Here is a 13585-nt window from a genome sequence, read left to right as displayed (position 1 = left end):
GAGGTCATGACCACCCATCCGGACCCGGCGGTACGGGAGAACCCGGGCGGCTTCCCGGCCGTCCCGGCGGAGCCGTTCACGGCTCCCGTGGCGCCGCAGCCCGGCCCGGTCCCGGCCCGGCCCGTCGAGGCGGCCCGCCACCCCGACCAGGCTCGGTCCGCGCCCACCGGCGACTGGGCGCACGGCCCGGACACCGTGCCGCGTGCCATGGACACCCCCGGCGAGCTCCAGCCGTACGCCGAGCTGGGCCTGCGCGACGACGAGTACGACCGGATCCGGCACATCCTCGGTCGCCGCCCCACCCAGGCCGAGCTGGCCATGTACTCGATCATGTGGAGCGAGCACTGCTCCTACAAGTCGAGCAAGGTGCACCTGCGCCAGTTCGGCGAGAAGGCCCCGCCGAGCGACCGGCTGCTCGCCGGCATCGGCGAGAACGCCGGCGTGGTCCAGGTCTCCGCCGAACTGGCGGTGACCTTCAAGGTCGAGTCGCACAACCACCCGAGCTTCGTCGAGCCGTACCAGGGCGCGGCGACCGGCGTCGGCGGCATCGTCCGGGACATCCTCGCCATGGGCGCCCGCCCGGTCGCCGTGATGGATCCGCTGCGCTTCGGTGCGGCCGATCACCCCGACACCGCCCGGGTGCTGCCCGGCGTGGTGGCCGGAGTCGCCGGCTACGGCAACTGCCTCGGCCTGCCCAACATCGGCGGCGAGGTCGTCTTCGACCCCTGCTACCAGGGCAACCCCCTGGTCAACGCGCTCTGCCTCGGCGTGCTCCCGGTCGACCGGCTGCAGAAGAAGGAAGCTGCCGGCCCCGGCAACGTCGTGGTGCTGATGGGTGCCCGGACCGGCCGGGACGGCATCGGCGGCGTGTCGGTGCTGGCCAGCGCCACCTTCGACGAGGGCAGCGAGCAGCGCCGCCCGTCCGTGCAGGTCGGCGACCCGTTCATGGAGAAGCTGCTCATCGAGGCATGCCTGGAGCTGTACGACGCCGAGCTGGTCGTCGGCATCCAGGACCTCGGCGGCGCCGGGTTGACCTGCGCGCTCACCGAGACCGCCGCCTCCGCCGGCACCGGCATGCGGGTCCGGCTGGAGCGGGTCCCGCTGCGCGAGGCCTCGATGGAGCCGCACGAGATCCTGGCCAGCGAGTCGCAGGAGCGGATGCTGCTGGTCGTCGCCCCGGACAAGCTGGAGGCGGTGCTCAAGACCGCCGAGAAGTGGGGCGTCTGGGCCACCGCCATCGGCGAGGTCACCGCGCCGTCCCCGGACGGCCAGCCGGGCCGGCTGGTGATCACCTGGCGCGACCATCTCGTGGTGGACGTCCCGCCGGGCTCGCTGGTCGACGACGGTCCGGTCTACGCCCGTCCGATGCGCGAGCCGGCCGACCTGATCCTCATCCAGGCCGACCGGGCCGAGACGCTGCCCCGGCCGGCGACCCCGGAGGCGCTGCGGGAGACCGTGCTGCGCATGATCGCGTCGCCGAACCTGGCCGACAAGACCTGGGTCACCGAGCAGTACGACCGGTACGTGCTGGGCAACACCGTGCTCGCCCAGCCGGAGGACTCCGGCGTGATCCGGATCGACGAGCGCACCGGTCTGGGCGTCGCCCTGTCGCTGGACGGCAACGGCCGGTACGCCCGGCTCGACCCGTATCACGGCACGAAGCTGGCACTGGCCGAGGCGTACCGGAACGTGGCGGTGACCGGCGCGAAGCCGATCGCCGTGACCAACTGCCTCAACTTCGGCTCGCCGGAGGACCCGGGCGTGATGTGGCAGTTCGCCGAGGCCGTCCGCGGTCTGGCGGACGGCTGCCTGGAGCTGGGCATCCCGGTTACCGGCGGCAACGTCAGCTTCTACAACCAGACCGGAGCGGCGGCGATCCACCCGACCCCGGTGGTCGGCGTGCTCGGCGTGCTGGACGACGTGGCCGAGCGCGTGTCGATGGGCTTCGTCCCGCGCACCGGCGGCGATCACGACCAGCTCTTCCTGCTCGGCGAGACGCACGTGGAGCTCTCCGGCTCGGAGTGGGCCTGGGTGACCCACGAGCACCTCGGCGGCATCCCGCCGCAGGTCGACCTGTCCCGCGAGCGGCAGCTCGCCGAGCTGCTGGCCGAGGCCGCCCGGGTCGGGCACCTCAGCTCGGCGCACGATCTGTCCGACGGTGGCCTCGCGCAGAGCCTGGTCGAGTCCTGCCTGCGCCGCGGGGTCGGAGCGCAGATCGCGGTGCCGGAGCACTTCGCCGGCGGTTCGATGCCGTTCGTCTTCCTGTTCAGCGAGTCCGCCGGGCGGGTCCTGGTCTCGGTGCCGCGCGGCCACGAGAAGGCGTTCACCTCCCTCTGCGCCGAGCGCGGGGTCCCGTGGGAGGCCATCGGGGTCACCGACCAGGCCGGCGGGGCCCTTGAGGTGCGCGGCCAGTTCCGGATCGGCCTGGACGAGCTGCGCGCCGTACACGGTGCCACGCTGCCCCGGCTCTTCGGCGGGACGGAGTCGGCCGAGGCCGCCCCGGCCGGGCGGGGCACCGCTCCGGCGGCGACCGCGGCTGCTCCGGCTCCGGCGGTCGACACCGTCGAGGGTGCCCGGGAGGCGGCGGCCCCCGTCGCCGCGCCGGCCGATCGGGTGGCGCCGGAGCACACCGGCTCCGCCGTGACCGATCGGACGGCCGCCGACACGACGGCGACTGCCGAGGCCAGGCCCACCGCCGACGCCCCGGGCGGGGCGTCCGGGCAGCCGGTCGACGGCGGGCCCGAGCGGGTCGACGGCGCGGAGCGGGCCGCCGGTCCCTCCGGGGCGACCGAACCTGGCGCTGGTGGTGCCGGGTTCGCCGCGCCCGATCAGCGCTGAGACGTTGGCCGCGGCCGTCTTCGCCCAACCCGGCTCCGGCGCCCGGTTCGACTGGGGGCTGACCGGCGCGGCGGAGCTCGGCCGCGTCTGCGCGGTCCTGGTGGTGGTGGACGTGCTCTCGTTCACCACCACCGTGGAGATCGCGGTCGCCCGGGGGATGCGGGTGCACCCGTTCCCCTGGGGCGAGCAGGCGGCGGAGTACGCGCGCCGGGTCGGCGCGGTCGCGGCCGTGGGCCGCCGGCAGCTGACCCCGGAGCACCCGTGGTCGCTCTCCCCGGCGGCGCTGCGCACCGCGCCGGTCGTCGCCGACCTCGTGCTGCCGTCGCCGAACGGCTCGGCGATCAGCGCCGCCGCCAGCGCCACCGGGCTTCCGGTGGTCGCAGCCTGCCTGCGCAACGCCCGCGCCGTCGGGCGCTGGCTGTGCGAGCGGGGGTACGGCTCGGCCGACGCCCCGATCGGCGTGATCGCCTCCGGCGAGCGCTGGCCCGACGGCGCCCTGCGACCCTCCGTGGAGGACCAGCTCGGGGCGGGGTGTGTGCTCGACATCCTCTCCGGGGTGCCCGGCGGGTTGTCGGTGGAGGCCGCGATGACCCTCGCCGCGCTGGCCAGCACCCCGGACGTGCCGGCCGCCGTGCGTGGCTGCGTCTCCGGCCGGGAACTCGTCGAGGGCGGCTTTGCCGACGACGTGGAGGTCGCGGTCCAGGTCGGCGTCTCGGACGTGGTGCCGGTGCTGCGGCAGGGCGTCTTCTCGGCCGCCTGAGCTGGCTCGCCCGCCCCTCGGCCGGGTCCCCTTTCTCTCTGTCCCTCCCCGGCCCCGACGGGCGAGAGCGGCTGCCCGACGGGGCAGCCGCTCTCTGCGTCGCGGTGCGGGCGGTCGATCCGCGAGGGTCAGTCGTCCAGCCAGTCCAGCCGACGCCCGCCACGGTCCTGCTGCGGCGGGCCGTCGGGCCGGGCCCGACCCGGCTGGGCCTGGTCGCCGTAGCCGCCCTGCTGCTGGTCGTAGCTGGTCGGCTGGTCGTATCCGTGCCCCTGCTGCGGGGGCTCCTGGCCGTACCCCCCACGGTGCTGCGGGGGCTCCTGGCCGTACCCCCCGCCCTGCTGGTCGTACCCGCCTGCCTGGCCGTAGCCGCCCTGCTGGCCGTAGCTCTCGCCGCCGTAGCTGCCGCCGCGCTGACCGTAGCCGCCGCCCTGCTGGCCGGCGTCGTAACCGCCCGGCTGGCTGCCGTAGGCACCGCCCTGCTGACCAGCGTCGTAACCGCCCGGCTGGCCGCCGTAGGCACCGCCCTGCTGGCCGTACCCGCCGCCGGTGGGCTCGCCGCCGCGGCCGTACTGCGGAGGCGGCTCCGGCTGGCCGTAGTTGTGGCCCTGGTCGGCCTGGTAGGTGCTGGTCGGGTACGGGTCAGCCGGCGGGGTGTACGAGCCGGTGCCCTCGCCGGTGTACCGGCCGGTCGGCTCGTCGTAGCGCTCGCCGTAGCCGCCGCCCTGGCCCGGGTAGCCCCCGGCCGCCGCGTCCGCCGGTGCGCCGTAGCCCCGGCTGCCGTAGCCGCCGCCGGACGCCGGGGCGTCGGTGCCGTACCCGCCGGGCGTGCCGGGCGTGCCGCCGTACCCGCTCCCGGAGGCGTACCCGCCACCGGTCGAGGTGGGGGCGTTGCCGTACCCGCCGCCGGACGCCGGGGCGTCGGTGCCGTGCCCGCCGTAGCCGCCGGTGGAGGCGGGCGCGGTGCCGTAGCCGGCCCCGGAGGCGGGCGCGCTGCCGTAGCCCCCGGCCGCGCCGTAGCCGCCGCCCTGGGGCTCGTCGCCGTATCCGCCGCCGCTGCCGGCTCCCCAGCCGCCCTGCTGGCCACCGGGGCCGTACGCGGACGGCGGGGCGGCGTACGGGTCCGGCGGGACGTCGTCCACGATCGGCCGCTGCATCATCGTCGGCGCGTCGCTGAGCGAGGTGCCGCCGACCATCGTCGGGTCCGGCCCGGCGCCGACCCGGTTGACCACCCGGGTCTTGTCGTCCGCCCCGTGGTACGCCCCCCGGGCGGCGGGCACCGCGCCCGCCGCGGCGGCACCGGCCGGGGCGTCGTCGTCGGTGTCGTCGCCGTTCTCCCGGCGCTTCATCCAGAGCAGCACGATGGTGCCCACGCCGACGGCCACGAACAGACCACCGAGCAGGATGAGCAGCCAGTTGAAGCCGTCGGAGTCGTTCTCGGCGGCGGCGTTCTTCGGGGCCCCCGGGGTGGCCGCGGGGCTCTCCTCGGGGCTCTCCTCGGTCGGCTCCTCGGTGGGCAGCGGCTCCTCGCTGGCCGATGGGGTGGGAGTCGGGCTCACCTCGACCTTGATCGCCAGGCTGATCCGCTGCCCGGTCACGCTCTGCCCGGCGCTCGCGTCGAAGGACTTGGTGGTGCGGAACTCGCCCCGGACGGCACCGATACCGATCCGGCCCGGGGTGATCGGCCGGTCCTTGCTGCCGGTGAAGCGGAAGCTCCCGCTGCCGTCGCTGGTGGTCTCGTAGCGGTGGCCGCCGCTGTCCTGGAGCATGACGGTGGCGTTCGGCACCGCCGTGTCGTTGGCTGTGGCCACCACCTTGCCGGAGACCGACTTGACGGTCTGCACCTGCTCCTGCGTCGGCTCCGGCGCGGCATTCGCCTTCACGGTGAGCTGGAAGTCCCGACCGTTCTGGCCGCCCTGGATGCTGGTCGCGTTGACCGTCACCCGCTGGTTGTCCGCGTTCGGCGCGTCGCCGGAGGCGCGGAGCTGGACGACGTGGTTCACCGGGCCGGTGCCGTTGAAGTCGACCTTGCCGCAGCCGCTCCCACAGCTCACGCCTCGCGGGAGACCCGCCACGGCGATGACGACGAACTTCTCGTCGTCGCTCCTCGGCGTCAGCTGCACGTTGACGGCGGTGGTACCGCCTGCCTGGATGGTGGCCGAACCAGGGGAGATGCTGATGTCGGCTGCCAGGGCGGGTGCGGCGGGGGCGGCGAACAGGACGCCGACCACCAGCGCCACGACCACACCGGCCCGCTGCTTCCAGGCACGTCGGTGTGTTGACACGTCCACCGCCTTCCGGTCTGACTTCCCTGGCCGGCGGGGCGCCGGGCCGGGGATCATCACGGTACGAATACGCCGTCGGCAACTATGCCTTGTCTGACCGGATCGGCGCGACCCAGGGCCGTGTCGAAAGCGTCGGAGCCGGGTCGTATCGTCCCGTCGTGTCCTCTCCGCACACAAAGTCCGCAGCCGTGGCTGCCGCGCTCGCCGCCCTCGACGAGGGTCGTACGCCCGAACGGCTGGTGTTTCGGGAGGCGGTTCGTGCCCTCTTGGCCGCCCTTGCGGACCGAGCTCCCGGCCGATCGGTGGAAGTGCGTGTCCCACCCTACGGTGCAGTTCAGTGCATTCCTGGTCCCCGACACACCCGTGGCACCCCGCCCAACGTCGTCGAGCTGGACCCGGCGACCTGGTTGGAGCTGGCGACGGGCCGCCGAAGCTGGGCGGACGCGGTCGCCGAGGGGCGAGTGCGGGTCAGCGGTGTCCGCGCTGACCTCTCCGTGCACCTTCCGCTCCGACTGGGCGACTAGCCATCACGCCGGACACGGAAAGTGGTCGCACCGTGACTCTCAGTATTGACACTCATTCGCGTACACTCTGAGGCGACGACAGTGGTCCCGGCCGAGCAAGCGTGGATCCGCCCCCGAGATCCCGCCCGGCCAGTCCAGACCCAGCATGAGGGAGCGGTAAGTGCCCCGAGGCGACGGCCGGCTGAGCCACGACCTTGATCCCCAACGACCCGGCCCGCAGGACGCCTGTGGCGTCTTCGGCGTCTGGGCGCCCGGGGAGGCGGTCGCCAACCTGACCTACCTCGGGCTCTACGCCCTCCAGCACCGGGGCCAGGAGGCCGCCGGGATCGCCGTCAGCGACGGTTCGGGCGTGGTGGTCTACAAGGATCTCGGCCTGGTGGCCCAGGTCTTCGACGAGCCCACCCTGGCCAGCCTGCGCGGGCATCTGGCGATCGGGCACGCGCGCTACTCGACGACGGGCGGCTCGACCTGGGAGAACGCCCAGCCGACCATCCGGTCCACCAGTGCGGGCATCACGATCGCGCTGGCGCACAACGGCAACCTGGTCAACACCGCCGAGCTGCAGCGTGAGGTCGCCGAGCGGGGCATGGTCGCCGACGGCTCGACCAACGACACCTCGCTGGTGACCATGCTGCTGGCCAGCCGGCCGGACCTCTCGGTCGAGGCCGCCGCGCTGGAGGTTCTGCCCCAGCTGCGCGGCGCGTTCAGTTTCGTCTTCATGGACGAGTCGACGCTCTACGCGGCCCGCGACCCGCACGGCGTGCGCCCGCTGGTCCTCGGCCGGCTGGAGCGCGGCTGGGTGGTGGCCAGCGAGACGGCCGCCCTGGACATCGTCGGGGCGAGCGTGGTCCGCGAGGTGGAGCCGGGCGAGCTGATCGCCATCGACGAGGACGGCCTGCGGTCCAGCCGGTTCGCCGCGCCGGAGCCGAAGGGCTGCCTCTTCGAGTACGTCTACATCGCGCGGCCGGACGCCACCATCGCCGGGCGCAACGTGCACGCCGCCCGGGTGCAGATCGGCCGCCAGCTCGCCAAGGAGCACCCGGTCGAGGCCGACCTGGTCATCCCGGTGCCGGAGTCCGGCACCCCGGCGGCGATCGGCTACGCGGAGGAGTCCGGGATCACCTACGGCGCCGGCCTGATGAAGAACCCGTACGTGGGGCGCACCTTCATCCAGCCGTCGCAGACCCTGCGTCAGCTCGGCATCCGGCTCAAGCTCAACCCGCTGCGGGAGAACGTGCGGGGCAAGCGGCTGGTCGTCGTGGACGACTCGATCGTGCGCGGCAACACCCAGCGGGCCATCGTCCGGATGCTGCGCGAGGCGGGCGCTCTGGAGGTTCATGTCCGGATCTCCTCCCCGCCGGTCAACTGGCCGTGTTTCTACGGCATCGACTTCGCCACCCGGGCCGAGTTGCTCGCCAACGGGCTGGACAACGAGGGCATCCGGCGCTCCATCGGCGCCGACACGCTGGGCTACGTCTCGTTGTCGGGCCTGATCGCCGCGACCGAGCAGCCGAAGACCCGGCTCTGCCGGGCCTGTTTCGACGGGGAGTACCCGATCGAGCTGCCGGCCGGGAACCTGATCGGCAAGCACGTGCTCGAGGGAGTGGGACGCCGAGTCGCTGGTGCCCCGAGCGTCCCGGAGCACGCCGATGCACCGCTCGTCGCCGCTCCGGGCGGCGCGACCGTACACCGCCCATAGCACCGCCCGACGCGGGCCCGCCGGTCAGCCCCGGTACCCCGCGAGAACCACAAAGGGGAGAACCGTGACGCACGTGTCCGAGCGCAGCGGCACAGGAAGCAGCCCGACCGGCGCCGGTGGCGACCGCCAGCCCTGGACGGCCGGCACCGGCCGCCCGGCGCGCAAACGCTCGGTCTCGTACGCGGACGCCGGCGTCTCGATCGAGGCGGGCGACCGCGCGGTCGAGCTGCTCAAGTCCAAGGTGAAGCAGACCCGTCGCCCGGAGGTCATGGGCGACCTCGGCGGCTTCGCCGGCCTGTTCCGGCTGGACACGAAGAAGTACAAGAACCCGATCCTGGCGTCCTCGACCGACGGCGTCGGCACCAAGCTGGTGATCGCCCAGCAGCTCGACATCCACGACACGATCGGCATCGACCTGGTCGCCATGGTTGTCGACGACCTGGTGGCCTGCGGCGCCGAGCCGCTGTTCCTGCTCGACTACATCGCCTGCGGCGAGGTCGTCCCGGACAAGGTGGCCGAGATCGGCGCCGGCATCGCCGACGGCTGCCGGTACGCCGGCTGCGCGTTGCTGGGCGGCGAGACCGCCGAGCACCCCGGCGTGTTGCGCCCGGACGAGTACGACGTCTCCGCCACCGGCGTCGGCGTGGTCGAGGAGAGCGAGATCCTCAGCCCGGACCGGGTCGAGATCGGCGACGTGGTCATCGCCATGCGTTCCTCGGGCCTGCACTCCAACGGGTACTCCCTGGTCCGGCACGTGCTGCTGGGGGCCGGCCGGATGCGGCTGGACGTGGTGATCGACGACTTCGGTCGGCAGCGCACCCTCGGCGAGGAACTGCTCACCCCGACCAAGATCTATGCCCAGGACTGCCTCAAGCTGATCGCCGAGGCCGAGGTGCGCTCGATCGCGCACGTCACCGGCGGCGGCATCCCGGGCAATCTGGTCCGGATTCTGCCCGAGCACGTCGACGCGGTGGTCAACCGCTCCACCTGGAAGCCGCAGCCGATCTTCGACCTGATCCAGTCCAAGGGCCGGATCGAGGACCATGAGATGGATGCGACCTTCAACATGGGCGTCGGCATGTTCGCGATCGTCTCCGCCGAGGACGCCGACCGGGCCCTGGCCACGCTGACCGGCCGGGGCGTCGACGCCTGGCAGGCCGGCGAGATCATCGAGGGCACGGGCAGGGTGCAGATGGTCGGCCAGCACACCCGGGGCTGATCACGCAGCGCTGATCATCCGAGCACCTGATCAGGGGTTCACCCGAGTGGTCATCGCCGCCTAGCCTGAAGGACACCCTTCGGGCCAGGAAGGAGGGCGATGGTTGCTCGAGAACGGCAGGTGAGCGGGATGCGGGGACTCTCCCCGGTCCCGGCTTACGTCGTGATGCAGCCGACGACCCTCTGCAACCTGGACTGCGCGTACTGCTACCTGCCGTTCCGGGCGGCGGACCGGCGGATGCCGGTCGCGGTGGCCCAGGCGGTCGCCGCGTCGGTGAACCCGTGGGCGTCGGCCGGCCGGTTCTCGGTGGTGTGGCACGGCGGGGAGCCCCTCGCGACCGGGCGGGAGCACCTGGCCGCGCTGCTCGCCCCGTTCGGGCCGGAGGTCGAACACCACGTACAGACCAACGCCACCCTGATCGACGACGCCTGGTGCGACTTTCTCGCCGAGCACCGGGTGCGGGTCAGTGTGAGCGTGGACGGGCCGCGTGGGCGCAACGGCGACCGGGTCACCCGGGCCGGCCGGCCGGCGTACGACCGGATCGTGCGCGGGATCGAGACGCTGCGCCGGCACGGGCTGCCGTTCTCGGCGCTGGCGGTGGTCAGCGACCCGACCCCGGGCCGGGCCACCGAGCTGTACGACTACTTCCTCGGCCTCGGCTGCGAGGTGCTGGGGGTCAACATCGAGGAGACCGAGGGGGTCAACACCCGCGGCAACGCCCACGAGGCGGCTCCGGTGCGGGCGTTCTGGGCCGAGCTGGTGGCCGCCTGGCGTCGGGATCCCCGGATCCACCTGCGCGAGGTGGAGTGGTCGCTGCGGTACGCGGCGGCGGTGCTCGACGGCAGCTCCGACGATCTGCTGCCCCGGCGGCTCGACCCGATCCCCACGGTCGGCCACGACGGGTCGGTGACCGTGCTCTCCCCGGAGCTGGCCGGCTTCACCGACCCCGGGTACGGCGACTTCAGCAGTGGCAACGTGTTGACCACTCCGCTGGCCGAGATCCTGGCCGGGGCGGAGCGGAGGACCCCCTGGGTGGGTGAGTTCCTGGCCGGCGTGGAGGCGTGCCGGGCGTCCTGCCCGTACTTCGGCTTCTGCGGGGGTGGGCACGCAGCCAACCGTTACTTCGAGCTGGGGCGTTTCGACGGTACGGAGACCGAGCACTGCCGCAACAGCAAGATCCGCCTACTGGAGGGAGTGTTGGACCATGCCCGAGACCATCGGAGACCGGCAGGCTGAACGTGTCGGGGGAGACACCGGGCGACCGGTCGTCGACCGGGTGCGGGACACCGCCGCCGGGCTGGCCGACCTGCTCCAGGAGGCGGAGGACGCGCGCCGGCTGCGTTCGGAGGCGGCCGGGGGCGAGGGTGCCGGGGCGGTCTGCGCCTGGAACCACTTCGAGAACATCCCGACGTTCTACAACTGGAACAACCGGCCCCGGTGAGGGGCGGGCGGGTCCGAGATCAAGGACCTGCCGCGGTGACCGGATCGGCTCCGGCACGGCAGGCCCCTGATCATCGGGTGGTATGCCGCCTCCTGATGGGCACATGCGTGAGCACGCGGGGCTTGCCGCGTGCTCAGATGTTCCCGGAGGTCAGCGGGTGGGACGGACCCAGGGGTCCGGGTCTTCGTCCGGGTGATCGTCGTCGTCGACGACCTCTTTGTAGTCGTCGTCGACGACGACGTGGTCCGACTTACCAGCACCCGCCAGTTCGCGCTGCAAGGCGGTGAGGTCGGTGTTCGGGGAGTGGTACTTCAACTCCCGGGCCACCTTTGTCTGCTTGGCCTTAGCACGGCCGCGCCCCATGGCTCGACCCCCTCGCACAGAATGCGGGGCAGCCCGAAGGCGGGCCCCGATGACGTCAGGCATCTCTCGTGGCTCTTACGGTACATGGGGATGCCGCTGTTCGGCACCTCGGGTTACCGTCTGCCGGCCCTGCGCGTCGCAGTGACCCGGCTGTCACCAAGTGTACTGGGGTAAGGGCCGAATGCCGAACCGCCCATGACGCCGGACAGATGGGCGGCAATCACCTCTATTTCCAGCTTAACGCCGCAGCCCGTCCCGCTCCACCCGAGGAGCCCGACCCGGTGCGTTATCCGTACCGGGCCGGGCGTGGCGCTCAGCGCAGGTGGATGGAGCGCAGCCGGCCGACCTCCGCCATCCGGCGCTCGGCGAGCCGGTCCGCCGCCACCGCCGGGGGGACACCCTCATCGTCGGCCAGCCGCAGGATCTGGCGGGTGGTGTCGTAGATCTTCGTGGCCCGCAGCTTGGCCCGCTCGAAGTTGAAGCCCTCGATCTCGTCCGCGACCTGGATCACGCCGCCGGCGTTCACCACGTAGTCGGGGGCGTAGAGGACGCCCCGGTCGGCGAGCAGCTTCTCGATTCCCGGGTGGGCGAGCTGGTTGTTGGCCGCCCCGGCGACCACCTTCGCCCGCAGCGCCGGCACGGTCTCGTCGTCCAGGGCGCCGCCCAGCGCGCAGGGGGCGTACACGTCGATGTCGGCGGCGACCAGCCCGGCGGCGTCCTCGATCAGCTCGACCTGCGGGTGGTTGGCGCGGACCCACTCGCGCGCCCGCGGGTCGACGTCGGTCGCCACCACCTCGGCGTGGTCGTCGAGCAGGTGCCGGGTCAGGTGCTTGCCGACCTTGCCCAGCCCGGCCACGCCGACCCGTCGGCCGTTCAGGGTGGGGGCGCCCCAGACGTGCTCGGCGGCGGCCCGCATGCCCTGGAAGACGCCCCACGCGGTGAGCACCGACGAGTCGCCCGCGCCGCCGTGCTCCACGCTGCGTCCGGTGACGTAGCGGGTCTCCCGGGCGATCACGTCCATGTCGGCGACGTAGGTGCCGACGTCGCACGCGGTGTAGTAGCGGCCGTTCAGCGACTCGACGAAGCGGCCGTACGCGCGCAGCAGCGCCTCGCCCTTGAGCTGCACCGGGTCGCCCCAGATCACGGCCTTGCCGCCACCCAGGTCCAGCCCGGCCAGGGCGTTCTTGTACGCCATGCCGCGGGACAGGCCGAGCACGTCGGCCAGCGCCGCCTCCTCGCTGGCGTACGGGTAGAACCGGGTGCCGCCGAGCGCGGGGCCCAGCGCGGTGGAGTAGATCCCGATGATCGCCCGGAGTCCGGTCTGCGTGTCCTGACAGAAAACGACCTGTTCGTGGCCGGTGGATGACGGGCCGTCGGTGCTGGCAAATACGCCCATGGCTGACTCCTGTGTCGGTGCGTCCTTTTGGGACGCGGACCTGTGGCACGCCGGCGGGATGGTGCCGGTGGGTCGAGCCTAATGTCGGCCGAAGCCGTACTGTCGTCTCAGCATGTCCGAAGTCCGGGCGTCCGGGCGGGTGAGCAGGGCCGCCGGGCGTGCGACCGGGGCGCTGGCCGCGTCTGGATTCCGTCTCGTGGGAGGATCGCGCAGTGCCGTCGCTCTTCGCTTCGTACCTGCGGGTGTACGAGCCGCTGACCGCCTTCGACCGGGATCGTCAGTCGTACTGGCGGCGCTACGCGTCCGACGGGCGGGCGGTGGCCCCGTCGGAGGGGCCGGGGCGGCAACGTACGGCGGTCATCGAGGCGCTGGGCGCGGGCTGGACCCGGCTGCCCGACCCGCCCGAGGAGGCGTACGTCCTGGAGGCCGACGACAGCCTGCTGGTCTGCCCGTGGAACCTGCGGATCCGGGTGGCCGAGGCGGCGCTGAGCGCTCGGGACGGCGTGCCGTCGGTGCTGGCCGACGCGTTCGTGCCGCCGGTCCTCGCCGATCAGGCCAAGGCGGTGGTGGAGGACTGGCGTAGCGGGGCCCGGGTGCTGGAACACGGCGTCCCCCGGGTGCACGAGCAGATCGCCACGTGGGGCGTGCCGCTGCGCTGGTTCGTCCTGTTCGATTTCGAGGAGCGGGACCTGGTGACCCATCCGGGGCGACGCGCGCTGCGCTACCGGACGGAGATCGCCAAGGCCCGGCGCCGATCGTCCCGGGCGCTGTCGGTGTTGCGTAAGACCGTCGGCGAGGCGCCGATCACCGAGGCGGTCGAGGAGGCCGCCCGGTGGCTGGAGGAGTTCCACCCGCGCTCGGTGGTGGAGCTGGACTACGGCGGCCTCGTCCAGTTGCTCTCCGACGAGACCCTCGACGCGGACGACTCGCCGGCGCTCGTCGCCACCGGGCTCGCCGGGCTCTCCAAGGGGGAGGCCGAGGAGGCGTCCACGGCCTACGACACGTTGGTCGCTCGCTGGCGAGCGGTCCAGCTCCTGGAACGCTGCAACTAGTCCCCACCTGG

11 protein-coding genes are annotated in these 13585 nt (G+C 73.0%); 8 read left to right on the top strand and 3 right to left on the bottom strand.

Annotated elements, in window-relative coordinates:
• The first annotated feature begins 6 nt into the window (after window positions 1–6).
• Window positions 7–2838 carry a phosphoribosylformylglycinamidine synthase subunit PurL gene (purL, locus tag ACH4T9_RS22595; protein WP_396671685.1) on the top strand — a complete coding sequence of 944 codons (2832 nt, stop codon included), beginning with the start codon at window positions 7–9 and terminating at the stop codon, window positions 2836–2838.
• A 4-nt stretch (window positions 2839–2842) separates the two neighbouring features.
• Window positions 2843–3598 carry a 2-phosphosulfolactate phosphatase gene (locus ACH4T9_RS22590; RefSeq protein ID WP_396672059.1) on the top strand — a complete coding sequence of 252 codons (756 nt, stop codon included), beginning with the start codon at window positions 2843–2845 and terminating at the stop codon, window positions 3596–3598.
• 128 nt (window positions 3599–3726) lie between these two features.
• On the opposite strand, the gene ACH4T9_RS22585 is transcribed toward ACH4T9_RS22590, so the two are convergent.
• Window positions 3727–5937: a carboxypeptidase-like regulatory domain-containing protein gene (locus ACH4T9_RS22585; RefSeq protein ID WP_396671684.1), complete on the bottom strand. Its 2211-nt coding sequence runs from the start codon at window positions 5935–5937 to the stop codon at window positions 3727–3729.
• A gap of 131 nt (window positions 5938–6068) precedes the next feature.
• Here ACH4T9_RS22585 and ACH4T9_RS22580 point away from each other — a divergent pair, with 131 nt between their 5' ends.
• From ACH4T9_RS22580 to amcA, 5 genes are all read left to right on the top strand, one after another.
• Window positions 6069–6404: a sterol carrier family protein gene (locus ACH4T9_RS22580; RefSeq protein ID WP_396672058.1), complete on the top strand. Its 336-nt coding sequence runs from the start codon at window positions 6069–6071 to the stop codon at window positions 6402–6404.
• 160 nt (window positions 6405–6564) lie between these two features.
• A complete protein-coding gene (gene purF, locus ACH4T9_RS22575; protein ID WP_396671683.1) occupies window positions 6565–8103 on the top strand; it encodes an amidophosphoribosyltransferase in 1539 nt (512 codons plus the stop codon).
• A gap of 64 nt (window positions 8104–8167) precedes the next feature.
• Window positions 8168–9322, top strand: a complete 1155-nt coding sequence (gene purM / locus ACH4T9_RS22570) for a phosphoribosylformylglycinamidine cyclo-ligase (protein WP_396671682.1) — start codon at window positions 8168–8170, stop codon at window positions 9320–9322.
• Between the two features lie 129 nt (window positions 9323–9451).
• A complete protein-coding gene (amcB, locus tag ACH4T9_RS22565) occupies window positions 9452–10558 on the top strand; it encodes a cyclophane-forming radical SAM peptide maturase AmcB (protein WP_396672057.1) in 1107 nt (368 codons plus the stop codon).
• Entirely contained in the window at window positions 10527–10763 is a 237-nt protein-coding gene (amcA, locus tag ACH4T9_RS22560; RefSeq protein WP_396671681.1) for a multiple cyclophane-containing RiPP AmcA, read from the top strand. Before amcB ends, amcA begins: the two co-directional genes overlap by 32 nt.
• Before the next feature lie 150 nt (window positions 10764–10913).
• On the opposite strand, the gene ACH4T9_RS22555 is transcribed toward amcA, so the two are convergent.
• On the bottom strand, window positions 10914–11126 hold the full coding sequence (locus ACH4T9_RS22555; protein ID WP_387017165.1) for a DUF3073 domain-containing protein: 213 nt from the start codon (window positions 11124–11126) through the stop codon (window positions 10914–10916).
• A 313-nt stretch (window positions 11127–11439) separates the two neighbouring features.
• Window positions 11440–12522, bottom strand: a complete 1083-nt coding sequence (locus tag ACH4T9_RS22550; RefSeq protein WP_396671680.1) for a Glu/Leu/Phe/Val dehydrogenase — start codon at window positions 12520–12522, stop codon at window positions 11440–11442.
• A 212-nt stretch (window positions 12523–12734) separates the two neighbouring features.
• On the opposite strand from ACH4T9_RS22550, the gene ACH4T9_RS22545 reads away from it, so the two are divergent.
• Complete coding sequence (locus ACH4T9_RS22545; RefSeq protein WP_396671679.1) at window positions 12735–13574, top strand: hypothetical protein; 840 nt, start codon at window positions 12735–12737, stop codon at window positions 13572–13574.
• The last annotated feature ends 11 nt before the right edge of the window (window positions 13575–13585 follow it).

Source organism: Micromonospora sp. NPDC020750, assembly GCF_044334565.1.
Lineage (GTDB): Bacteria > Actinomycetota > Actinomycetes > Mycobacteriales > Micromonosporaceae > Micromonospora.
This window is presented reverse-complemented; position numbering and strand designations above follow the sequence as displayed.